This is a genomic window from Shewanella sp. GD03713, assembly GCF_029843705.1.
Classification (GTDB): Bacteria; Pseudomonadota; Gammaproteobacteria; order Enterobacterales; family Shewanellaceae; genus Shewanella.
Genome location: NZ_JAOCIW010000001.1, coordinates 957,294 through 981,540, shown reverse-complemented (window position 1 = coordinate 981,540; position 24,247 = coordinate 957,294). Strand labels below are relative to the sequence as shown.

Here is a 24,247-nt window from a genome sequence, read left to right as displayed (position 1 = left end):
AGCCCAAGGCAAAAAATCATTAAAACGGAAAGATAACTGGCACCATAAAAATCACTATCAGGGAATAAAGCACAGATAGCGGTAGCCCTAAGCGCAAAAAGTCACTGAAACGATAGTTGCCCGCGTTAAACACCATTAAGTTGGTTTGATAACCGTAGGGCGAAATAAAACTGGCACTGGCCCCAAACACTACCGCCATAATAAATGGTCTTGGATCGACGCCATAATTCAGCGCCACCGCATAGGCAATCGGAAAGGCCAAGGCAGCCGCGGCATTATTGGTAACGAGTTCAGTTAACAACAAGGTGACTAAATAGACACCCACAAAGGCGCCAAACACCCCATAACCATTGATGGTACCGAGCAAGCCTTGCGCTAACCCATCGGCAAGACCAGTGCTCATCATCAGATTCGCCAACCCTAAGGCACTGCCGACTATCACTACTAATTCCAGTGGGAAGCGACGCTTAAGCTCCGACAAGGTCACAGCGCCAATGGCAAAGTAGCTCAGCAGTAATAGCACTAAGCCCTTGGCCAGCGGTAATACGCCGGTCAGACTAAGCACAATGGTGAGCACAAAACTGCTTAATACAAAACGGCTGCGGCGGCTGTCTAAGCGCACATTCAAATCGAGTCCGCTGACGGCGGCAAATTCAGTACTCAGCTTAGCATTGGTGCTAAAACCATCCCCCGGTGTCAGCAGCAACACATCGCCTGGTTGTAATACGATATCGCCCAAACCACCTTTTAGCGGATGATGACCACGGCGAATCGCCATTACCGCCGCATCAAACTGTTCGCGAAAGCGAGACTCCTTTAAGGTGCTGCCCACTAGACTCGATGAGGGTGCTAACACGGCTTCGACTAGGTTTTGCCCTTTTGCTTGATGTTTACCAAACCAATCCAGACCATCGAATTGATGCAACAGCTCCACCGACTCCACCGCGCCACTGAAACGCAGCACATCGTCCGCCTGTAACACTAACTGTGGCGGAACCGGACAAATACAGATGCCGCTGCGCTCAAGCTCGACTAAATAGAGCTTTTTCAGGGCTCTTAATTTGTTGTCCACCACGCTACGACCGACTAAAGACGAGCCTTTGGCCACATGGGCTTCCAGCAGATAGGGCAGTGTCTCTTCGGTCGAATCCTCTCGCCTGTCGGGTAAGGTATTGGCCAATACAATCAGCAGCACTATGCCTAACAGCACAATCAGCGTGGCCACTGGCGTGAACTCAAAGAACCCCAGCGCAGGCAAGCCCGCATTTTCGACAAAAGAGTTGACGATAAGGTTAGTGGAAGTACCAATTAAGGTCAGCGTACCGCCCAGAATCGCCGCATAGTTAAGTGGCAACAACAACTTAGCTGGAGCATGAGCCTGATTGCGGCGCACCACTCCAATCAAAGATGCAACGACGGCGGTGTTATTGGTAAAAGAGGACAGCAGCGCCGTCGAAAACCCCAATTTTGCCATAGTCACCGCAAGCGAATTATTGCCAATCACTTGGCTTAACTTGCCCAGCAACGAGGTTTTTTCCAGCGCCGTCGCCGCCAGCACCAATAACACCAATGTGACTAAACCTGTGTTGGTAAAGCTAGTGAGCGCCGTGTCGAGTGATACCATTCCTAGGAGGTAACAGAGTAAAAAAGCAAATAAAAACAACACAGCAGGATTAATGCGGCCGGCGATTAAGCCAGCCACTAATCCAAACAACACTATAGCTAATAGCCACAAGTCACTCACGTATTAGGCTCCAAGCTTTGAAATATCAATCGCTTGCCAATGCGGGAAGTGCTTACGCACCAGCGCATTAAACTCGATTTCAAAGGCGCTAAATTGTGAGGACGCTTGCTTGTTCACATGCTGTCCCGATACCACCATCACAGCCGCCACAGTAGCATTGGATAAACGGTCAATCAGGATCATGCCGCCAGTATCACGCACCAGAGAATAGGCATCGAAGACGATATCTTCGGTCAGTTCTAAGGTCACGCGGGCGATGGCATTGAGCCCTAAAGTGTCGGCGCTGCTGCGCGCAAGTGTGTTCACATCAACCACATAGTCGATGGCCGTCACAGAGGCTTGGGTCTTCTTACCCGCAACTTTAATGTCGTATAACTGGCCGAGTTGTAATGGTTTTTCATCCATCCACACTAGGTCAGCCACGATTTGATTGGCAACCTGTGGCGCACTCTCTGGCAGTGCCAGTAAGTCACCACGGGAAATATCGATTTCATCTTCTAAGGTGATAGTAACGGCTTGCCCAGCAGTCGCTTCGGCGAGATCGCCATCGAAGGTCACAATGCGTTCAACCTTGCTACGCTTACCCGAAGGCAGCGCAACCACCTCGTCACCCACCTTGATGACACCAGAGGCTAAAGTACCGGCAAAACCACGAAAATCGAGATTTGGACGCGACACATATTGCACTGGGAAACGTACAGGCAAGGCGCTGAGTTCACGTTGAGTATCAATGGTTTCGAGCAGTTCCAGCAGTGTGCCGCCCTGATACCAAGGCGTATGCAGACTCGGCTCAACCACGTTATCGCCATTGAGTGCAGATAAGGGTACAAAGTGGATATCTAAGTCGCCAAAATCTTTTACGAACTCACTGAAATCATTACGGATACGATTGAACACTTGCTCATCGAACCCGAGTAAATCCATCTTATTAACCGCGACCACAAAGTGACGAATACCCAGCAAAGAGGCAATAAAGGCATGACGCTTGGTTTGAGTCTGCACGCCATAACGCGCATCCACTAAGATCACTGCTAAATCACAGGTTGAGGCGCCAGTCGCCATATTACGGGTGTACTGCTCATGACCTGGGGTGTCGGCGATAATAAACTTACGCTTGTCGCTTGAAAAATAACGATAAGCCACATCGATAGTAATGCCCTGCTCGCGCTCGGCTTGCAGACCATCCACCAACAAAGCCAAGTCTATGGCTTCACCCGTTGTGCCCATCTTAGCGCTATCATTTTTTAAGCTGGCGAGTTGGTCTTCATAAATCTGCGCGCTGTCATGCAGTAAACGGCCAATCAGAGTGCTCTTGCCATCGTCTACGCTGCCGCAGGTTAAAAAGCGCAACAAACCTTTATGTTGTTGCTGGGCTAGATATTCTTTTACCCCGTGCTGGCTGATTTCTGCCGCCATACGATTGGTTTTATTGACCGCTTTATCCATCTTTATCTCACTCTTATCTTGCTCAACTGTTCGTGAAGTCACTGGTACTTGATTGCTCTAAAAGCCTTCATCGGGACATTCACGAAATCGGTTTAATCTGTCTCTCAACCTGTGCACGAAATGCCTTGGTTTAGAAATAACCTTGGCGTTTCTTCTGCTCCATCGATGCACTCTGATCCGAGTCAATCAATCGCCCTTGGCGTTCGCTCGAGCGAGTTAACAGCATTTCTTCGATGATTTTTTCGAGATTATCCGCCTGCGAATGCATCGCCGCCGTCAATGGATAACAACCTAAGGTTCTAAAACGCACCACCTCATGCTTGATGGTTTCGCCTTCCTCGAGCTTCATACGCTCATCGTCGGCCATAATCAGCTGACCACCACGCTCAACCACAGGGCGCTCAGCTGCAAAATACAGTGGCACTAACTCAATGTTTTCTTGATAGATATATTGCCAAATATCGAGTTCGGTCCAGTTAGATAACGGGAAGACACGAATACTTTCGCCCTTATTTACCGCGCCGTTATAGGTGCGCCACAGCTCGGGACGCTGATTCTTGGGATCCCATCTGTGGTGACGATCGCGGAACGAATACACCCGCTCCTTCGCGCGGGACTTTTCCTCATCGCGGCGCGCACCACCGAATGCGGCATCGAAACCATATTGGTTTAAGGCTTGTTTTAAGCCTTGGGTTTTCATGATGTCAGTGTGCTTGGCACTGCCATGGTCGAAGGGGTTAATCCCTTGGGCAACGCCTTCTGGGTTGGTGTGGGTTAATAATTCAAAGCCAAACTTTTTCGCCTGCGCATCACGAAAGGCGATCATCTCTTTGAATTTCCAGCCCGTATCCACGTGCAACAAGGGGAATGGGATCTTGCCGGGATAAAAAGCTTTACGCGCAAGGTGTAACATCACCGAAGAATCTTTTCCGATGGAATACAACATTACTGGATTGTCGAATTCGGCAGCGACTTCACGAATGATCTGAATGCTTTCGGCTTCCAGTTGTTGTAAGTGGCTTAATTCACGCCCGGCCATACTCTTCTCCGTTTACCTAAAATGGGCTGCAAAAGGCAGCTGAATTTAACTTAACTATTTCTAAAAAATCTGATTTAACTAAATTTTTGCCACAATCTTGGCGGCATCCGCGGTATCGAGTGCTGACTCGCCCTCACCCTTAGGCTGGAACCAATTTAAGCTGTCAGCTAACGCAACCACTTCGCCAATAATCATCAGGGCGGGCATTTGCAATTGCGGATCGGCCGCGAGCTGTTCGAGCGAATCTAATTGGCCAATAAAACGCTGCTGCGACTGAGTGGTCGCCTTCGACACTATCGCCACTGGTGTTTGTGGGCTACGGCCAGCATCGATTAATCCTCGACGAATAATACCCGCATTTAAAATCCCCATATACACAACCAAGGTATTGTTTGGATTAGCATAACCCTGCCAGTCCATTGGACGGCTTTCGAGCTGACAATGGCCAGTGATAAAGGTCACCCCCTGGGCATAATCCCTGTGGGTTAATGGAATGCCCGCATAGGCCGAAGTACCACTGGCGGCGGTAATGCCGGGAACCACTTCAAATTCGACGCCCGCTTCAACTAAGGTTTGTAACTCTTCACCACCGCGGCCAAAAATAAAGGGATCGCCGCCCTTGAGGCGTACCACGTTTTTACGGGTATAAGCTTTCGTCACCAGTAACTGATTAATTTCATCCTGCGCAGCACTATGTTTACCAGCACGTTTGCCAACGGCAATCTTCTCTGCATCTTTGGGGAGCAAATCGAGGATATCTTGGCTGACGAGCGCATCGTATAGCACAGCGTCGGCTGACTTGAGAATACGCCAAGCCTTGAGGGTTAATAGCTCCACGTCTCCGGGGCCCGCGCCAACTAGCCAGACTTTGCCCTTCGCCCCTTGGCCCGGTAAAGATAAAATTTCCATCACATTCCCCGATATGAGATCAATGTGTTGCAATATAGCCCTAGTTATATTCCTTAATAAATATAAAATCATTAATTGTTATACCAAAAAGAAATAACAGCAGGACTTCGAATCAAGCCAATTCACTATACTTGAGGGAGGCAAAAGTGCCACAGGCCTAAAAATAATTTAAACAATTGAAGTACAAAGATAAATAATGCTTTCATGGCTAATTTATCGGCAATCAAAACTTGCATAAAGTCACATAACCGCACTATGTTATTGCTAAAAATTCTAGTTAGTTGCTTCTTTAGATCACGAAAATGGATTCAATATCGCCATAACCAAGTAGGGCAAATGGCAGGGTTTCTCACAATAGATCCACAAACTAATGTTAAGCTGGGCAAACAACGAGAAAGCGTAAGGCAAACAGACACATCAAGGAGGGCCGATGTCCCTATTTTATAAAGGTATCGCATTAATTGGGCTGTTAACTTGTACTGGACTACAAGCGGAAGAATCTCTCATTAAAGGACGGGTACAGGACGAGCTAGCAACCTCAGAACGTCCCTTTGTGATCACACCGCATAAAGTGAATTACATTTTACCCGCCACCTACAACCCCGATCCCAATATGGCCCCCTTTGCTCAAGATGCAGCGGAGAATAACTACACACTCGACGAGATGGAAGCTAAGTTCCAGATAAGCTTTAAGTTTCCTATTTGGTACAATGTTTTTGGCGATAATGGTCACTTATTCTTTGCCTACACTAACCAATCCTACTGGCAGGTTTATAACAAGGATATTTCTTCCCCGTTCCGTGAGACTAACCACGAACCCGAAATCTTTATGCTGTTTAACAATGACTGGAAAATTGGCAGCGTGACCAACTCCTTCTGGGGCTTTGGTGCGGTACATCAATCTAATGGCAGGTCAGGGTTACTATCCCGAAGTTGGAATCGTATTTATGGCACTATGATTTTTGATGCAGGCCCATTGGCCTTCTCAACCAAGGTGTGGTGGCGTATTCCTGAAGACGAAAAAACCGATATCCATCAACCCCGTGGCGACGATAACCCTGACATCGATGAATACATAGGTAAAGCCGAGTTTGTGGGAGTGTATGGCATCGATGACCATAGGTTCACCCTCACCCTAAAAACCAACTTTAAAGATATTGATCGAGGCTCGGCAGAATTTACGTGGAGCTACCCAATCATCGGCAATTTACGCCTTTATACTCAATACTTTAATGGATATGGTGAGAGCCTTATCGACTATAACCATCATAATCAACGTATTGGTATTGGCGTTTCCCTAAACGATATTCTCTAGTCTCTTAACCGTGACAAGGCACAAAAAATAGCCATAATTCTATGCTGACTGATGAGAACTGCTGTTAAATTGCTCAAATGGACAGGAGCAAAAGGTGCGCTCTGGTGATTTATATTGCCAAAATAGACATTTACATCGATAGTCGCACACCTTTTTAGCAGTAAAAGTAAGTTGTCATGGAGGAATATGAATTTTAGCTATCGCACTGTCGTTAGTTTGCTGGGCGTGATTATTTGCGCGAGCCTTATCAGGCTCGCGTTTTTCGCTATTCCTGAAAAAGCACAACCCACGCTAACGACCAAAGATATTCGCCAAGATCTCTATATTCTGTTCGACCAAATTGAGCAACACTCGGCATTTTACGCACTGGACCCACAGACCAATGAGCAGCAGCTCAAACGACTGGCAGGGTTAATCACAGCACAATATCAAGATGTTGTACCTAAAGAGCGCTTCGCCGCCGAGCTCACAAAACTGCTCAATACCTTAAAAGACCCAGGGACACAGGTTGCGAAAGTCGAAAATAGCAGCGGCGAACTGCCCTTAACACTCAGGCCCGTCAACGAGCAATGGCTCGCCTTGGACAGCAAAAATAATCCCATCAGCGCCGATTTTCCCTTTATTACCCATATCGATGGCATTCCCTTAAGCAAATGGATTTCGGCCAGCCAAGCCTATTTATCTGAGCCTGCAAAAAATAGCCAAGAGATGCAGCTGATTTGGCTCAAGCGACTCAATTTGCTGCGGGAGGACTTAGGCTTAAGCATCAAGCCCCATGTGCTGATAAGCTTAATTAATGATGATTTGCAGACCACGCAAGTGACTATCGCCCTGCCGCAACCATCGAAAACCATAGTTAAACCGATTGAGGATGAGGCTGAACTGAGTTTTGAAAGCCTGATCACCCAACTCGATAATTTAGCCCCGACGGCGCCAATCAGGCCTGATTATTCATTGGAGCAGATCAATCAGGCGACAGCACGGCTCAAGATTGATGATCTCTATGCCTTTGAACTCGATAAGCGGCAACAAGACGCCCTACGCCAAGGCATGGAACAACCCTTGTTGATAGTCGATTTAAGGCAAGCAAGGGGCTTTAGCCCTAAATTACTGACCATGTTATCGCGTTATCAAGATGCCCCTCAAAATGCGACGCCCTATACCTCAGCCATGACACAAATAATGGGCTTTGCCCATTATCGCCGCTCACCAGAACTGAGGAATGATTATTTAAGGCCCCTAAACTTTAGGCCGCTCGAGGCACTGGAACTCAGCTCGCCTCGACTTAAGGTACTAACGAGGCGTCTGCCAAGCATAGATGAAAGCCGATTTAGCCCTTGGTTTGTCCGCACGAAACCCGAAGTTTCAGCCGAAGGCAATAATCGCCTTGCACTGCTAGTAAGCCCTTTATGTAAACAAGAATGCGAGTGGATAGCCTACCGCACAAAAGCTTGGTCGAGAGTGAATCTGATTGGGGAGAAAACCTCGGGTGATTTTGCCAGACAATACCAACTCACATTACCTAACAGTGATTTAGATGTTCGGTTTAGCAGCTCACTCACCTATGACGCCGCAGGTGAATTGCTTTCAGGAAAAGGCACAGAGCCGGATATTTGGCTGCCACAGAACAGCGATATTGAATGGCAAGGACTGGTCAGTTTAGTGCGCGCCGCGAAACCGAAATCCATAGACTCGCCCCTAGGTTCTCAACCTAAGTTAGCGCAAGCCAATTAACAAAAAAGCCAGCAATCAGCTGGCTTTTCGATTAACACTCTAAGGTATCAAGCTTACTTTTTCTCGCTCGCTTTTGAGTTCATCACAGAACCAAACACTATGCCCTGTTTGTTCACATCGAAGCTCATTTGCACGCGCATATTGTAATCTTTCAGCATTTGCAGCTCTTCAGGAATCGGCTCGCCAGTCAGTTCTAACAGGGTCAGTACTGGGGTAAACATCTTACCGTAATCAGCCGACATGCTGTAAAGCCCATTGGCCGATGGCTTTTCGCCAGCCAGTTTATTGGCTAACGCTAAGCCTTTATCGCCAGAGTAAACCACTAAGTGTTGTCCCTTAATCGCCAGCATCGGCTTGATGTTCATCTCAGGCGGCAACATTAACAGTGGTGATAAGTCGGTAGGTTCGCCATTATCCGCAACTTGCAGTTCAGCTAGCATTGGAGCAAAAGGTTTCACCATATTGAACAGCATTGAAGGATTATCAGCCGTTAAGCTCACTAAGGCATCTAAGCTTTCAAGCTTTGGCTCTTGGTCTTGTGTGCTCATCTTATAATCGAGCAATGACAGGCTCACACCTTTAACGCCGTTAGCCATGCCAGTAAACATACCTAACATCGCAGGGCTCTGTTGGCTTAACTCTGCTTGCAACTCGGCAAGCGGCGCGCAGGTTAACTGCGGCTTTTGCAGGTCATCCCAAATCGCCGTCAGTGAAGGCGCAACTTCATTAACGTCAATCCCCAGTCCCATCGAGAAGATAGTGCTGTTAATGTCAGCTAAGTGGGTTGGAATGTAGCCGCGCATTTTTTGCAGCGCAGTTAGGATTGCTTGGTTTTTGCTTTCAACCACAAAAGAGGCCGCCATATGGCTTTCTTTTTCGGTTGAGCTAAATGCCGTTAATCCCGCAACCGTACGAGGCCAGTTGGCAGCAATGGCGGTTAGCTCAGTTTTGCACTCAGGAGTACGGATTTCCGCTAGCGGATCTTCACCATGGTTTTCTTCAGCCATGAATTGAGTGAGCTGTTTGCCTAGCATATTGCCATCGGGAGACGTAATCGCTTTAACAATCTCAACGTGGTTGATAAAGCTGATGCTATCTTCCATAAAACCATGGGTTTTGATGATGTCTTTCAGCATGCCAGAAGCGGCTAAAGATTGAGTTGGTTTCTTTAATCCAAAGGCCATTTCTAAGATTTCTGGCTCAATCGTTGTGCCAGATAAGGTCACAGTTAAGATGCCATCTTTATGGGCAAATAACAGGTCAACCTTCTCAGTAGAACCTTCTTCAGCGAGTGAATAAGCGCGATAATCAACGCCCGCTAAGGTGCGCTTTTCATGGGTGAAGCCGCTGTCTTTCTCGGCTTTATCCAAGACGGCCCAGAATGCATCAATTTGATCCACATTGGTTTTAAGAACAGGGATCACACCTAAGGTATAGAAAAAAGGCTCGACTTCATTTGGTAAACCAAAGGTCTTAAGCAATTGGGTTGGATCTTTCATCCCATCCATATACTGCGTATAGATGCTGACAAAGAACTTGGCCAGAGGGCTATCTAATGCACCTAACTCGGCCAACGAATCCGTTGAGAATTGCTGGTAATTGCTAGAAATGGATTGCAGGTAGTTTTTCAGTGGGAAAGGTTTTAATTGGCCTGAAAATACTGGGGTGTCGGCAGGGATATAATCAAGCAAAGGATTGGCCGAAGCACTCGAGCTAGTTCCATGCTGAGTGTACCAATAAGCACCTGCGCCCGCTGCAATAATAGCCGCAGCAATAACAATCTTCTTCATCTAAAACTCCATTTAATAACCGTCAAAGTGACAAAAATAATACCGAAAGCACTCGCCTTCGGTATTTAAATACTGACCTGTTGTCATTCCTTTTTACACTCGTCATGGCAAACCAACATCCGACACAAGCTAAGAATTTGCAAGGGGAATAGCCCAAGGACTGAGTGTATTTGAAGGGGAAATTCGTGCGCTAATTTACCATTAATTAACCTAGGATGCGAATCAAGCTGCTCTATTAAGGCGAATTCGCTTAGCAAACTCAATTAATTTCATATTCAGCGCCTAATTCATATTAATGATAAAGTTCATCGCAGCGATAAAGCGCATGACATGTTAATAAGACGAAGGTTATCGCCTTATTTACCCGTTAATCGGCATTATGAACACGGTTAAGCGTCACTTCCCCTAACTGGCGCATTTGCTTACGGATCCAAGCGGAGCGCTGCTCAACATAAGGTGAAGGCGGCGAGACTTTATATCGCCAAGGATTGGGTAATACCGCCGCTAATAATGACGCCTCATAACGGGTTAATTTAGCTGCACTCTTACCAAAATAATGTTTCGATGCCGCTTCGGCGCCATATATTCCGGGGCCAAATTCGACGATATTGAGATACACTTCGAGGATCCGCGACTTATCCCAAATCAATTCCATCAACAGGGTAAACCAGGCCTCAATTCCCTTGCGGATAAAACTGCGGCTCGACCACATAAACAGGTTTTTCGCCGCTTGCTGACTTAAGGTACTCGCACCGCGAACCTTGTTGCCCTTTTGGTTGTATTCGATGGCCGAACTTATTGCGGCTAAATCAAACCCCGTGTGGTTGGCAAATTTTTGATCCTCTGCGGCAATCACGGCTAATTGTAATTCAGGAGAAATTTGCTCGAGTGAGCGCCATTGATGTCGCACCTCTGTCACTGGTGCAGGCGGGAATAATGCCCGTTCAATCCGCCAAGTCCACATCGGCGGGTCAATAAAACGCAGTAGCACCACGCTTAGAACAGAGGCAAGTAATAAGCCCAAGATGAGTTTAACGAACCAAGCGACTATGCGCTTAAAGCCGCGCGCCTTGGCTCTGGGTGCTGGGCGATTGGATTTGTTCCCTTGAGGACGATTGACATGATCGCGCATGGCATACAAAGGGGCGGTCATCCAGTTATCCTCATCAATAGTTTCACCAAAGGGGCCGTTTGCGGTGGCATTGGCCACACCGCATAAAATATGCACAGTGTAAGTTGATGATAATATTGTCATAAACAGCGCCAAAAACCGAGCTGAATTGATGAATTAGCGAAATAAACGATGCTAACTATGTTGGCTCAACCTCGGCAGCTTTGACCACAGCTGACCGAGGTGAAATGGGCAGATTAACGAGGGCTAGCAAGTCAATCAAACTGCTTGATACTCGCGGCGGCGAGCAAGGTCTTTTGGAAGTGCGACTGTTTTCCGTCTCGTTATATCGTTACACAGCAAACTAAGCCCATAAATAACGATATTCAACAACTTAACTTGGCAAAATACCGACTAAGGCATATCTGCGCAGTAAACTCCCTCAAAACCATCTACGGGAACTTTGTAATATAGCTCAGAACATTCTAATGTGCATAACTCTGTGAGTAAAAATGTACAAAAAATTTATCACCGATAAAAAAGTCTAAACTAACTCTATGAAAATAAAATCTATCTGACTTTGATGACGCCAGAATGACACACAAAATACTTTAACGGCCAAACCGCTTTAAAATTGAGCAAAATACCATTTTGATGACGTAAAATAAAAAATGCCACAGGGGATACTGTGGCATTTATCTATTAAATCAAATAGATGACTATATTTCGTAATGCAAACCGCATTCGCGTTTTAAACCATTAAAGCGGGTTTCTTCTTCAGTCATCCCTAATTCTAAGGGTTTACTCGAATGGGTATCCCCAACAGAAACATACCCTTGATCCCATAGAGGATGGTAAGGCAAGTCAAATCGCGTCAGATACAAGTGCACATCTTTGTTCGACCATTCGATAATCGGCAGCAGCTTAAAGCGAGTTCCGTGGATAGCCAATATTGGTAACTCTTCGCGAGTGCTCGACTGACTGCGGCGAAGTCCCGCAAACCAAGTGCCGACTTCAAGTTCTGCCAAAGCACGTTGCATCGGCTCCACTTTATTGAGTCGATTATAACGCTCGAGTCCGTCTAAGCCCTGCTCCCACAGCTTGCCAAAACGCGCTTCCTGCCATGCAGAGGTCATCGGCGCTTGGTAAACCTTGAGGTTTAAGGATAAGCGCTCGGTAAGCTGATCAATAAACTGATATGTCTCAGGAAAGAGATACCCAGTATCCGTTAAGATCACCGGAATATCCGATTGCACCTGACTCACCATATGCAACATCACCGCCGCCTGGATCCCAAAACTGGATGACAGCGCGTGATTCCCCGGCAAATAGGCTAAGCCCCAGAGCACTCGCTCTTGAGCCGTCAATCCGGCCAAGAAGCGATTAATGCGTTCCAGTTCCGCTCGCTGCACATCCTTAGGCGCCGTCAGCAGCGCTTTCAGTTCGCTGTGACTTACCACGCTCTGCAACGCGTTCGGCAAGCAGGAACCCGTCACCCCAGAATCAAGATCAGCCATGGAAATCCTTAGCGGCATCGATAACCGCCTTCACTACGCCCGTGCGGACGGTGAAGTTACCAAAGGTTTCGCCTGCATTACGCTCAACCGCGTAACGGGCAAATAATGCATCCAATTCAGCAAGGATCTCAGCCTCTTGGATATTCTCTCTGTACATCTTATTCAGACGAGTGCCTTCGAAGTTCGCCCCAAGATACAGGTTGTAGCGACCCGGCGCCTTACCCACTAAGCCGATTTCAGCGGCAAATGGACGTGCGCAACCATTTGGACAACCCGTCATACGCACTACTATGGCTTGATCGCTAATGCCATTTTTGGCCTGCAGCGCATCGATATGGTCGATAAACTCAGGGAAATAACGCTCGGCTTCCGCCATCGCCAATGGACAGGTTGGCAAGGCCACGCAGGCAATCGAATGACCGCGAGTTTGGGTCAACACTTGGCCGAGTAAACCGTGTTTACGGGCAAGGCCTTCGATGGTCGCTTTATCCTCGGGAGCCACACCCGCAATAATCATATTCTGGTTTGAGGTCATGCGGAAATCGCCCTTGTGGATCTTTGCGATTTCACGCATACCGGTTTGCAAACTCTTACCAGGCACGTCTTTAATGCGGCCGCTTTCAATAAACAGGGTTAAATGCCACTTACCATCGACACCTTCGACCCAGCCATAACGATCGCCGCGATCGCCAATCACCACATCGCGCTTGGGCTCAAACTTGACGCCAGCACGGGCTTCCACTTCGGCCTTAAACTTCTCATAACCATGGTCGACGATAGTGTACTTGAGGCGCGAACGCTTACGGTTGGTACGATTGCCCCAGTCACGCTGCACTGTCATCACAGCTTCGGCAAACTTCATCACATCTTCAGTTTTGATGAAACCAAAGTCATCGGCCAAGCGCGGGAAGGTTTCCACTTCACCGTGGGTCGACCCCATGCCGCCACCAGCGGTCAGGTTAAAACCGACTAATTCGCCATTTTCAGCCACCGCAATAAAGCCTAAGTCGTTGGTGTAGACGTCAACATCGTTATCTGGCGGCACGGCAACGGCCATCTTAAACTTACGTGGCAAATAGGTTTTGCCGTATACAGGTTCAACGGTTTCGTCTTCTGTGGTCAGTAACTTCTCTTCATCTAACCAAATCTCGGCGTAGGCACGAGTGTGGGGCAGCAGGTGATCAGACAGTTTTTTCGCGACTTCATAGGCCTGCGCATGCAACTTAGACTCGACCGGATTCGGGTTACACATCACGTTACGGTTAACGTCACCACAGGCGGCGATTGAGTCGAGCGCCTCACGGTCCAAGCCTTGAATAATGGTCTTGAGATTACGCTTTGGAATGCCGTGGTATTGGAACGTCTGACGCGTCGTTAAACGAATGCTGTTAGAGCTGGTGAGCGTCGAGGCAATTTCATCCACGCCTAACCATTGCTTAGGCGTACACACACCGCCAGGCACGCGGGCACGTAACATAAAGCTATACAAAGGCTCGAGTTTTTGCTCTTTACGCTCGTTACGTAAATCACGGTCATCCTGCTGATAGAAGCCGTGGAATTTGATCAATTGCTGATCACCGTCGCTAAAACTGCCCGTCACCGAGGAATCTAATCCCTCTTTGATGGTGCCACGCAGATAATCACTGTCGGTCTTTAGGTATTCGTTTAATGCTAACTTTTGCTCACTCATGGCAACTGCCTCTTAAAATTCATTCGGCGGCAGTATCTCCGTGGATACTGCTCTCTATCTTTGGGATCGATTAATTAGTACACGTCTTTTTGGTAACGTTTATGACTGCGCAGGGTCTCGAAATATTCTTCCGCCGCCTCGCTCGACAGTCCGCCAAACTCCACCGCAACCTCAAGTAAGGCTTGGTGCACGTCCTTAGCCATACGTTCGGCATCACCACAAATATAGAGATGCGCGCCATTTTGCAGCCATTGCCACAGGGTTTGTCCCTGCTCTTTAATGCGGTGCTGCACGTAAATCTTATGGGCCTGATCCCGCGAAAATGCCACATCGATACGGGTTAAATCGCCGTTTTTCAGATACTGTTGCCACTCGGTTTGATACAGGAAGTCCTGCTCAAAGTGAGGATTACCGAAGAATAACCAGCTATCGCCCTCAGCGCCTTGCGCCACGCGTTCCTGCATAAAGGCGCGAAACGGCGCAACCCCTGTGCCAGGGCCAATCATGATGACTGGCGTTTGTGGATCTTCAGGTAAACGGAAATGCTTGTTCGGTTCAACATACACTTTTACTTCGGCGCCTTCCTCTGCCGAGGCTAAGAAATGCGATGCGCCACCAAAACGGGCTTGTCCTTGGTGCTCATCTTCCACCAAAGCCACGGTGAGATGCACTTCGGTATCGACCTCACTCTGGCTCGAGGCGATGGAGTAGAGTCTTGGCGTTAATGGGCGTAATAATTCCACTAACTTGTTTGCATCGAGATTAGCATCGGCCTTGAGCTGATAGTTCGCCACTAAGTCTGCAAATTGATGGTGTAAGATAAACTGGCGAACCTGTTCTTTATCTTCGCTCAGGGCAAGCAGCTCTGGGCTTGCGGACAACTCGGCCCAGGCTTTGACTAAACCAGGATATAACTGTGTCAGTTCTTTCTTCTCGATTAAGGCTTGTTTGAGGCTGATGGATTCATTAGCGACAGTCACCTTAATATCGGCCGCTAACCCTAAGCCCGCTAAAATCTCATCAACCAAAGTTTCATTGTTGCTAAACCACACTCCAAGGGCATCACCGACTTCGTAACGCAGTCCTGACTCGCCTAAATCGATTTCAACGTGGCGCACGTCTCGATCTGAACCACGTCCGGTGATCTTTTGGCTCACCAACACTTCGGCACTGTAAGGGTTTTGCTTAGTAAATTCGCTCTCGCTGGCAGCTGGTGCCGAGCTGGTATCATTGAGCGCCACCACGTTAGCCGTGGTTTGAATCAGTGGCTTCACGGCGGTGAGTACATCGGCGTGCCACTGTCCAGCCGCAGCCTCATAGTCCACATCACACTCAACCAGAGGCAGTAGCGCTTTGGCGCCTAATGCCGAAAGACGAGCATCGAAGTCTTTACCTGTCTGGCAGAAAAACTCATAGCTTGAATCGCCCAGCGCCAACACAGAGTAATGTAAGTTGTTTAATTGAGGTGCGCGTTTCGATGCTAAAAACTTATGTAATTCAATCGCATCATCCGGCGCTTCACCTTCACCATGGGTACTGACTACCAGCAATAACAAGGTTTCTTGCTTAAGCTGGCGCACATTGTATTCACCCATAGAGGCTAGATTCACGCTATAGCCCTGCACTTTTGCCTTCTCGGTCAAGGCTTTGGCAATACCACGGCCATTGCCGGTTTGGCTGCCATAGAGAATGGTCACTGTCTGCGCCGCCGGTGCATCGGACACGGGCGCGAGCTGGGCCAGATTGCCCGACGCATTGGCCGTTGCGGCTAAATAACCGCTCACCCAAGCAAGTTGCACCGCGTTTAATTCAGCGGTGAGTTGTTTCAGCTTTTCGACCTGCGGTTGCGACAGGGGTGAAGCCAGTGATGAAAGTTCTTTTAACAACATGAGACGGCCCTATGACAGTGTAATGTCCAGCAGATTAGCGTGGTTTTAGAAAAGCAAAAAAGAATAATATTTGATTTTTAATTCCATTTTGGAATATACAAAGTGCAAAATTTAAGCTACAAAAGTGTGCACTGGTTAAAAGTTTTTGATACGACCAGTTCAGAAACGACCAGCTTGAGCAATATGCGCTTGTGTCAAACCAAAGTATTGCCACAATGGTGACGAGCCTGCTGTACAGTACCTTCTGTTGCTCGCAAAGAAGTTTGTTTTCAAGCACAAATTTCATACCAAGATTGAATGCGCTAACTGCCACAACTGAATAAACGAGTTCATTCTTATCGCGGCCTAGCCCTACCTAGGTTTAGCTCAGGGGAAGCACTCAGGCGGAACGATTATATAAACCACCAGGGAGTAATCATGCAGATTGGAATACCGAGAGAGAGTCTCGCCGGTGAGACTCGGGTCGCCGCGACCCCTGCCACCGTCGAACAACTTAAAAAGCTCGGCTTTGAAGTTGTTGTTGAGGCCAATGCTGGCTTACTGTCTAGCTTTGACGATGCCGCTTTTGAAGCCGCTGGGGCGAAGATCACGGCAGAGGTTTGGCAAGCGGATCTGATTTTTAAAGTCAATGCACCGACCGATGCTGAAATTGCGCAAATTAAAGAAGGCGCGACCTTAATCAGCTTTATCTGGCCCGCTCAAAATGCTGAGCTGGTCGAGAAACTGTCTAAACGCAACATCAATGTGATGGCGATGGACATGGTGCCACGTATTTCCCGTGCCCAATCCCTCGATGCTCTCTCTTCTATGGCCAATATCGGCGGTTATCGCGCCGTTGTTGAAGCCGCGCACCACTTTGGCCGTTTCTTTACCGGACAAATTACCGCCGCAGGTAAAGTTCCGCCAGCCAAAGTGCTGGTGATTGGTGCCGGTGTAGCGGGTCTTGCCGCCATTGGTACCGCAGGTTCGCTAGGGGCTATCGTTCGTGCCTTCGACACACGCTTAGAAGTGGCCGAACAAATCGAATCTATGGGTGGCCAGTTCCTCAAACTGGACTTTACCAATGAAGATGGCAGCTCATCGGACGGTTATGCTAAAACCATGTCGGACGAGTTTATCGCCGCCGAAATGGCACTGTTTGCCGAGCAAGCCAAAGAAGTCGATATCATCATTACCACAGCGCTGATCCCAGGCCGTCCTGCACCTAAGCTCATTACTAAGGCTATGGTCGACAGCATGAAACCCGGCTCTGTGATTGTCGATATGGCCGCGCAAGCGGGCGGTAACTGTGAATACACTCAGCCTAGCGAGCTATTCGTGACCGAGAATGGCGTTAAAGTCATCGGCTTTACCGATCTTCCCGGCCGCCTGCCCGCGCAGTCTTCACAGCTTTACGGCACTAACTTAGTCAACCTGATGAAGTTAATGTGTAAAGAGAAAAACGGCGTCGCCAGCATCAACTTCGATGATGTGGTGATGCGCAATATGACAGTGGTCAAAGCAGGCGAAGTGACCTTCCCGCCACCGGCGATTTCGGTGTCGGCAGCGCCCACCAAACCTGCGGCTAAGGTTGAAGCCAAAGCAGCTGAGGCCAAAAAGCCATCCAAGCTTAAGTATATTCTCGCCGCCCTTGGTGCTGCGGGTTTTGCTGCGGTTGCCTCGGTTGCGCCAGCCGAGTTCTTATCCCACTTTACGGTTTTTGTCCTGTCCTGCGTGGTGGGCTATTACGTAGTGTGGAACGTATCCCACTCACTACATACGCCTTTAATGTCAGTGACTAACGCGATTTCGGGCATTATCGTGGTCGGCGCCTTGCTGCAAATTGGACAAGGTTCAACCTTGGTCACTGTGCTGGCGTTTATCGCCGTGCTGATCGCCAGTATTAACATCTTCGGCGGTTTCACCGTCACTCAGCGCATGCTGAAGATGTTCCGTAAAGATTAAGGGGGTATAACGTGTCTCAAGGACTGGTAACAGCAGCTTACATTATTGCCGCCGTGCTCTTTATCTTCAGTCTCGCAGGATTGTCGAAGCAAGAAACGGCCAAACACGGCAATTTATTTGGTATCACAGGTATGGCCATCGCCCTACTGGCGACCATTTTTAATCCTGACACCAGCGGTGTCGCTTGGATTATTGTCGCCATGGTGATTGGTGGTGCCATCGGCGTGCGTTTAGCACTTAAAGTCGAAATGACAGAAATGCCCGAACTGGTCGCAGTACTTCACAGCTTTGTGGGTATGGCGGCGGTATTAGTGGGCTTTAACAGCTTTATCGACCTACACCCAGAGCAAGTCTCGCAAGTGGTTGTGGCCGTTGGCGGAGATATCAACTCCACCTTAGCCGCAGTGCAGGATGCGCTAAGCGAAGCGGCCAAAGCCGCCGAGAAAGCCCATTTAACTGGCGCTATGCTCAACATTCACTTAGTGGAAGTGTTCCTCGGGATCTTTATCGGTGCGGTGACCTTCACGGGTTCTATCGTAGCCTTCGGTAAGTTACGTGGATTAATTTCCTCAAAACCTTTGATGTTGCCACATCGCCATAAACTGAATCTCGCAGCGGTATTGGTATCGCTTGGCCTGTTGGTGTACTTCGTGCAAACCGGTGGCACTATGCCTGCCCTGCTGTTGATGACACTTATCGCCTTCGCCTTTGGCTGGCATTTAGTGGCTTCAATCGGCGGTGCGGACATGCCAGTTGTGGTCTCTATGCTGAACTCCTACTCGGGTTGGGCTGCGGCGGCGGCGGGCTTTATGCTGTCAAACGATCTGCTGATCGTGACAGGTGCGCTCGTGGGTTCATCGGGTGCGATTCTGTCTTACATCATGTGTAAGGCGATGAACCGCTCGTTTATCTCGGTTATCGCAGGTGGATTTGGCACCGATGGTGTGGCCTCATCTGGCGATGAAGAAATGGGCGAATACCGCGAAACCAACGCCGAAGATGTGGCTGACATGCTGAAAAACGCAACGTCTGTCATCATCACTCCAGGCTATGGTATGGCAGTGGCTCAGGCACAATATCCTGTGGCTGAAATCACTCAAAAACTGCGTGATCGCGGCGTGAAGGTACGCTTTGGTATTCACCCAGTGGCGGGTCGCTTACCAGGCCATATGAACGTACTCTTGGCCGAAGCCAAAGTGCCCTACGATATCGTGCTCGAAATGGACGAAATCAACGAGGACTTTAGCGATACCGACGTAGTACTCGTCATTGGTGCCAACGATACGGTGAACCCAGCGGCGATGGAAGATCCGGGCAGCCCTATTGCGGGCATGCCAGTGCTCGAAGTGTGGAAAGCGCAAAACGTAATTGGCTTTAAACGCTCAATGAATACAGGTTATGCGGGTGTACAAAACCCACTGTTCTTTAAAGACAATACTCAAATGCTGTTCGGCGATGCTAAGGCCAGCGTTGAGGCGATTTTAAAAGCGCTGTAATGCTTAAGTTTGCGTATTAACCATAAAGGGAGCCACTTGGCTCCCTTTATCTTTTCCCCTGCTTAGGGATGTTTTCACACGTTTTTAAGCCAGCTCAGCTAGTCTCTGCGCAACTTGCTTGTAGTCGCCCCATTCATTGAAAGGATAGCTTGATGCTGCTTGGATTATTTATGCTGTCGGCAATTTTGATTAAAACCTCATTGCTGGGGCTCGGCTGGATATCGATTGGCATTGGCATCGGCGGTTATCTATTTTGCCGCTATTACCGCTTTAATCTCGCCGCTCGTTTGGTGCAAAAGTTTAAGCGCCTCTTTATCACGGGAGCGATATTGCACTTACTCTTGTACCTTGGGCTTATCGTTAAACTCTTCCTTATCGATAGTATTGAGGATATTCCAGCCTTCTTTATCAGCCATTTGGTGTTCCATCATGCGCTTTGCGCCCTGATCGCCGCGGCACTGACCTTTATGGCTGTCGGCGTGTATCTTACCCAACAAAAGTTAAAACAAGCGCAGCTGCCTCCCCCATTGCAGCTTAACTAACTTAACAGCGAGAAAACGTAATCGGCGCGCCAAACTATAGAAACAAAAAAGGAGCCTGAAGGCTCCTTTTGATAGTAATTCGTTGAGATTATGCCGCTTTGGCAACATCAAAATTAGACAGCAGCATAACCGCAGTACGGCCTAATAGATGATTGATAGTGCGATCACCGATCAATCCTAATTCAGCAATGGCTTGCTGACGTGCTGTACTGACCGCTCTGAAGAGGGTGATTTCATTATTCGCGCCACCACAGAGGCTGAAGAATAATCTTAACACTGCGCGGTAATGCTCTTCTTGCATCGCTTTCATCCAAGAGGCTTCTAAGGCTTCTTGGCTAGAAAAGTCGAGTGCGGCAACAAATAAATTGCCAATACGACTATCTAAACGGATTAAGAAGTCGTTTTTACGCGGAAAGTGATGACTAATACCAGTGCGGCTAATCCCCGTTGCTTCAGATAACGTGGTATAAGACATAGTCTCAAAGCCAATAGTCAAAATTTGTCTTAACGCTTCATCCATAATCTGATTTATGGTCTGCTCAGTCTGTACTCGCGAGCGCTTAGCCATAGTAAAGTCTCCCGTTGTTCTTTTTCTGGGGTAGAGCTTACCAAAGCCTTTCAGGGATTACTGCTGTTTGGAAACGCCAAACAAGTGTATTTCGCTTTTGTTCAGCTAGGGTTCAGTTTGAAACAGGGAGATTTATCGATTCCGTTTACATATTCACAACATTGAATTTTGTACTAACCAGTCGTGGGCCTTTGCCTCCCCCATCAACAATGTCAGTGTCGGGTTAAGGTAACGCCCAAGATCCGGCTTACGCCAAGATAGGTATGCTGGCAGGGGTTGCAGCACAGTCTCACCAAAAGTACGCTGCATTAAACTCGAATACTCACGAAATACCTCTGGTTCTATTTGTACTATTTTAGGATAAAAATCGGCGACAAAATCACGATATTGGCTGTAGTGGGCAATCTGGCTCACTTGATACTTTTTTAACACTTGTATCATCATAGGGCTGCTCCAGTGAGACATATACTGCGAACTTGTTAATGCCGCAAGGTTGCGTCTGTGGTATTGCTGCCAGGCTAAATCCAAATTGCCTTTGGCCTTAGCAACACGCCAAACCAGATAGAGATCCGCTAACCACTCATGCTGGTAAGCTGTTAATTCTTTTGGCAATAAACTGCCCTGCAAGGCCAAATTCTCAAGGTGTCCTAGCTCATGCCACAGGGTTAATAATGCCTGTTCTTTGAGGTCATATTGATAGGTTGTGCCATCGATATTGAGCAGTTGAAACTCTGGTGTTTCTCGCTCATTTACCAGGATTAAACCGGAGAAATGACTATTTTCGACGGGTAACACCATGGCACTGCGAAGCCCAATCTCAGTTTGAAACTGGGCTTCACTGCGGGGGAGTTGTTCACGGACCTGAGTTGGAAAGCTTGCCAGACACTGACTCAATTGCGCTAACGGGCAAATTAACGCCAGCTTGTCGCCAATAGGCACCCAAGTCAGGCTAGAGATCAGCGTCAGAGCAATGAGACTCACTGTTTTGCCATGATATTTTGGATAATGGCCGTCGTTGATATCCCGTCTTCAAATCCCAACACTTGGACTTGGCCGCCCGCGGCAATCACCTCGGCGCCACCGGCGATGTCTTCAACCTTATAATCACCGCCTTTGACGAGAAGATCGGGGAGCAATCTGGCGATGATCCGCTGTGGCGTATCTTCACTAAAAGGCACCACCCAATCGACGGCGGCTAATCCCGCTAACACCGCCATACGTCTATCCACTTGATTGACAGGGCGACCTTCGCCTTTTAAGCGTTTGACCGAGGCGTCATCATTCACAGCCACAATCAATCTATCGCCTAAGGCTTTGGCTTGCTTGAGGTAACTGACGTGCCCCGCATGCAGAATATCGAAGCAGCCGTTGGTCATGACCACTCGCTCGCCACGCAATTTGGCTTGCTCTAGGGCATAGGCAAGTTGATCTTCACTCACCACCCCAAAACCCGACTCACCGTGGTGCAGTGCTAAGGCTTCAATCAGCTCGATACGAGACACAGTTGAAGTGCCCAATTTACCCACCACAACCCCTGCGGCGGTATTGGCAATGGCGCACGCCTGCGGCAATTCTGCGCCTGCGGCGAGTGACGTCGCCAGAGCAGAAATCACAGTATCACCTGCGCCTGTTACGTCATACACCTCACGGGCCACCGTGGGAATGTGTAACTCAGGGGCATTGGCCGTCACTAAGGTCATGCCCTTTTCTGAGCGAGTGACTAAGATAGCGTCGAACTGGTGTTTATTGAGTAAGCCTCGGGCCTTTTCGAGCAGATCCGCCTCAGAGGTTACCGCGCCAACCACGGCTTCAAATTCACTCATATTGGGGGTGATCAGTGAGGCACCATGGTAACGACTAAAATCGGAACCCTTTGGATCGACAAGCACTTTCACACCTTTAGCGCGAGCCAGTGCAATAAAATCCTGCGGCTTATCGATAGCACCCTTCGCATAATCCGACAGCACCACTACATCGACCGAATCGAGTAAGGCTTCAGACTGTTTGAGTAAACGTGCACTATCCTGCTTATCGAAGGACTCTTCAAAATCGAGGCGAATGAGTTGCTGGTTACGCGACAATACCCGCAGCTTGGTAATGGTCGGTTTGTCGGCAATATTCAACCACTGTGGCTCAACACCCAGGGCTTGCACGCCAAGGGTTAACGCCTTAGCGGTATCATCCTCACCGACTAACCCCGCCAATTGCACTTGGCCGCCGAGGGTCGCGATATTTAGCGCCACGTTGGCCGCACCGCCCGGTCTGTCTTCGACTTGGTTGATCTTCACCACGGGCACTGGCGCTTCGGGGGAGATTCGTCCCGTTGGCCCAACCCAGTAGCGATCTAACATCACATCGCCGACAACTAACACTTTGGCTTTTTCAAATGCTGGCAGAGAAACCTTCATAGCGCTCTTATCTATTGCAGAAATTAAACCGTGATTGTACCTAATTTTCGGCAAAATATGAGTTAGAATAAGCAGTAATTTTCAAAAGTAGCGAGTATTTTTGTGGTCGAGAAAGCTGAGTTTTCATCATCCTTATATCATCCGAAGCACTGGCCCATGTGGTTTGGGGTGTTAGTGATGCGGATTACCCAAGTGTTGCCTCTCTCGTGGCAGATGAAGTTAGGCAAAGGCCTAGGCCGATTAGTCAAGGCTATTGCAGGCAGTCGTACCCATACCGCGCGCCGCAATTTAACCCTCTGTTTCCCCGATATGCCCGAGTCGGAGCGTGAAGCCCTGCTGACCCGCAACTTTGAAGAAACGGGTAAAGCGATTTTCGATACCATCAATGCCTGGTGGTGGTCCGATGAAAAAATCCAACAACATATGCAGATAACCGGCAAAGAATACGTTCAAGACACCTTGAACGCTGGCCATGGGGTGATTCTGTTTGCAGTGCACTGCTTACCACTGGAAATGGGCGCACGTATTTTTGGTCAATTCCAACCCGGTGTAGGGGTATATCGCCCACACAACAATCCGGTGATGGAATACCTGCAGGTCAAAGGCCGCCTACGCTCAAACAAAGCCTTAGTACCTAAACGCGATCTACGTCAGATGGTGCGTTGTTTACGCAATCCCGATGTGATTTGGTATACCGCCGATCAGGATTTTGGGCGTTCAAGTGCGGTATTTATTCCCTTCTATGCTGTGCCCGATGCCGCGACCATTACTGGCGCCACCACACTGGCCAAACTCGGCAAGGCCAAAGTGCTCCCCTTCTTCGTGGAGCGTACCGAAGGCGATAAGGGTTACCATATTGAGATTATGCCGCCGCTGGATAACTTCCCGGGCGAAGATGAACTGACCGATGCCATTCGCGGTAACAAAATTATCGAACGGATTATCGATAGAAATCGCGCCCAATATATGTGGCTTCACCGCCGCTTTAAGACTCGCCCAGATCCAACGGACAAGTCCTTATATAAATAAGCTTTTGTTCAGTCGGTTCGAGATAAGCGCTTAAACGCGAATAAAAAATGCCAAGCAATCGCTTGGCATTTTTTAT

Annotated in this window: 18 protein-coding genes; 6 read left to right on the top strand and 12 right to left on the bottom strand. The window is 48.5% G+C overall.

Going from position 1 to position 24,247, the window contains the following annotated elements; genetic code table 11:
* Positions 1 to 19: 19 nt before the first annotated feature.
* From N5E87_RS04380 to cobA, 4 genes are all read right to left on the bottom strand, one after another.
* Positions 20 to 1,744: an SLC13 family permease gene (locus N5E87_RS04380; protein WP_279767173.1), complete on the bottom strand. Its 1,725-nt coding sequence runs from the start codon at positions 1,742 to 1,744 to the stop codon at positions 20 to 22.
* 3 nt (positions 1,745 to 1,747) lie between these two features.
* Positions 1,748 to 3,190, bottom strand: a complete 1,443-nt coding sequence (cysN, locus tag N5E87_RS04375; protein WP_086902092.1) for a sulfate adenylyltransferase subunit CysN — start codon at positions 3,188 to 3,190, stop codon at positions 1,748 to 1,750.
* 130 nt (positions 3,191 to 3,320) lie between these two features.
* Positions 3,321 to 4,229 (bottom strand): sulfate adenylyltransferase subunit CysD, encoded by a 909-nt coding sequence (cysD, locus tag N5E87_RS04370; protein ID WP_011623816.1) that lies wholly within the window; start codon positions 4,227 to 4,229, stop codon positions 3,321 to 3,323.
* Positions 4,230 to 4,307: 78 nt separating this feature from the next.
* Positions 4,308 to 5,138 carry a uroporphyrinogen-III C-methyltransferase gene (cobA, locus tag N5E87_RS04365; protein ID WP_279767171.1) on the bottom strand — a complete coding sequence of 277 codons (831 nt, stop codon included), beginning with the start codon at positions 5,136 to 5,138 and terminating at the stop codon, positions 4,308 to 4,310.
* Between the two features lie 430 nt (positions 5,139 to 5,568).
* Between cobA and N5E87_RS04360 the strand changes: the two genes are divergently transcribed.
* Positions 5,569 to 6,453, top strand: a complete 885-nt coding sequence (locus tag N5E87_RS04360) for a phospholipase A (RefSeq protein ID WP_086902090.1) — start codon at positions 5,569 to 5,571, stop codon at positions 6,451 to 6,453.
* A gap of 186 nt (positions 6,454 to 6,639) precedes the next feature.
* Positions 6,640 to 8,187, top strand: a complete 1,548-nt coding sequence (locus tag N5E87_RS04355; RefSeq protein ID WP_279767170.1) for a S41 family peptidase — start codon at positions 6,640 to 6,642, stop codon at positions 8,185 to 8,187.
* A 53-nt stretch (positions 8,188 to 8,240) separates the two neighbouring features.
* On the opposite strand, the gene N5E87_RS04350 is transcribed toward N5E87_RS04355, so the two are convergent.
* The 5 genes from N5E87_RS04350 to N5E87_RS04330 form a co-directional block, all read right to left on the bottom strand.
* Positions 8,241 to 9,977, bottom strand: coding sequence for a hypothetical protein (locus N5E87_RS04350; protein WP_279775119.1), 1,737 nt, complete (start codon positions 9,975 to 9,977; stop codon positions 8,241 to 8,243).
* Between the two features lie 367 nt (positions 9,978 to 10,344).
* On the bottom strand, positions 10,345 to 11,130 hold the full coding sequence (gene mtgA / locus N5E87_RS04345) for a monofunctional biosynthetic peptidoglycan transglycosylase (RefSeq protein WP_086902157.1): 786 nt from the start codon (positions 11,128 to 11,130) through the stop codon (positions 10,345 to 10,347).
* A 677-nt stretch (positions 11,131 to 11,807) separates the two neighbouring features.
* Positions 11,808 to 12,605: a phosphoadenylyl-sulfate reductase gene (locus N5E87_RS04340; protein WP_086902087.1), complete on the bottom strand. Its 798-nt coding sequence runs from the start codon at positions 12,603 to 12,605 to the stop codon at positions 11,808 to 11,810.
* Positions 12,598 to 14,295 carry an assimilatory sulfite reductase (NADPH) hemoprotein subunit gene (cysI, locus tag N5E87_RS04335; protein WP_011625339.1) on the bottom strand — a complete coding sequence of 566 codons (1,698 nt, stop codon included), beginning with the start codon at positions 14,293 to 14,295 and terminating at the stop codon, positions 12,598 to 12,600. The genes N5E87_RS04340 and cysI overlap by 8 nt, the downstream gene beginning before the upstream one ends.
* A 74-nt stretch (positions 14,296 to 14,369) precedes the next feature.
* Complete coding sequence (locus tag N5E87_RS04330) at positions 14,370 to 16,184, bottom strand: assimilatory sulfite reductase (NADPH) flavoprotein subunit (protein ID WP_086902086.1); 1,815 nt, start codon at positions 16,182 to 16,184, stop codon at positions 14,370 to 14,372.
* A 417-nt stretch (positions 16,185 to 16,601) separates the two neighbouring features.
* Here N5E87_RS04330 and N5E87_RS04325 point away from each other — a divergent pair, with 417 nt between their 5' ends.
* The 3 genes from N5E87_RS04325 (at position 16,602) to N5E87_RS04315 (ending at position 20,166) form a co-directional block, all read left to right on the top strand.
* Positions 16,602 to 18,128 (top strand): Re/Si-specific NAD(P)(+) transhydrogenase subunit alpha, encoded by a 1,527-nt coding sequence (locus N5E87_RS04325; protein ID WP_086902085.1) that lies wholly within the window; start codon positions 16,602 to 16,604, stop codon positions 18,126 to 18,128.
* A gap of 11 nt (positions 18,129 to 18,139) precedes the next feature.
* Positions 18,140 to 19,624 (top strand): Re/Si-specific NAD(P)(+) transhydrogenase subunit beta, encoded by a 1,485-nt coding sequence (pntB, locus tag N5E87_RS04320; protein WP_023268429.1) that lies wholly within the window; start codon positions 18,140 to 18,142, stop codon positions 19,622 to 19,624.
* 152 nt (positions 19,625 to 19,776) lie between these two features.
* Positions 19,777 to 20,166: a hypothetical protein gene (locus tag N5E87_RS04315; RefSeq protein WP_086902084.1), complete on the top strand. Its 390-nt coding sequence runs from the start codon at positions 19,777 to 19,779 to the stop codon at positions 20,164 to 20,166.
* An 88-nt stretch (positions 20,167 to 20,254) separates the two neighbouring features.
* On the opposite strand, the gene N5E87_RS04310 is transcribed toward N5E87_RS04315, so the two are convergent.
* The 3 genes from N5E87_RS04310 to hldE form a co-directional block, all read right to left on the bottom strand.
* Entirely contained in the window at positions 20,255 to 20,734 is a 480-nt protein-coding gene (locus tag N5E87_RS04310) for a TetR family transcriptional regulator (protein ID WP_086902083.1), read from the bottom strand.
* Positions 20,735 to 20,887: 153 nt separating this feature from the next.
* Positions 20,888 to 21,715: a hypothetical protein gene (locus N5E87_RS04305; RefSeq protein WP_086902082.1), complete on the bottom strand. Its 828-nt coding sequence runs from the start codon at positions 21,713 to 21,715 to the stop codon at positions 20,888 to 20,890.
* Positions 21,712 to 23,142 carry a bifunctional D-glycero-beta-D-manno-heptose-7-phosphate kinase/D-glycero-beta-D-manno-heptose 1-phosphate adenylyltransferase HldE gene (gene hldE, locus N5E87_RS04300; RefSeq protein WP_011715992.1) on the bottom strand — a complete coding sequence of 477 codons (1,431 nt, stop codon included), beginning with the start codon at positions 23,140 to 23,142 and terminating at the stop codon, positions 21,712 to 21,714. Before hldE ends, N5E87_RS04305 begins: the two co-directional genes overlap by 4 nt.
* A gap of 102 nt (positions 23,143 to 23,244) precedes the next feature.
* Here hldE and N5E87_RS04295 point away from each other — a divergent pair, with 102 nt between their 5' ends.
* Complete coding sequence (locus tag N5E87_RS04295; protein WP_086902081.1) at positions 23,245 to 24,171, top strand: LpxL/LpxP family Kdo(2)-lipid IV(A) lauroyl/palmitoleoyl acyltransferase; 927 nt, start codon at positions 23,245 to 23,247, stop codon at positions 24,169 to 24,171.
* Positions 24,172 to 24,247: the final 76 nt, after the last annotated feature.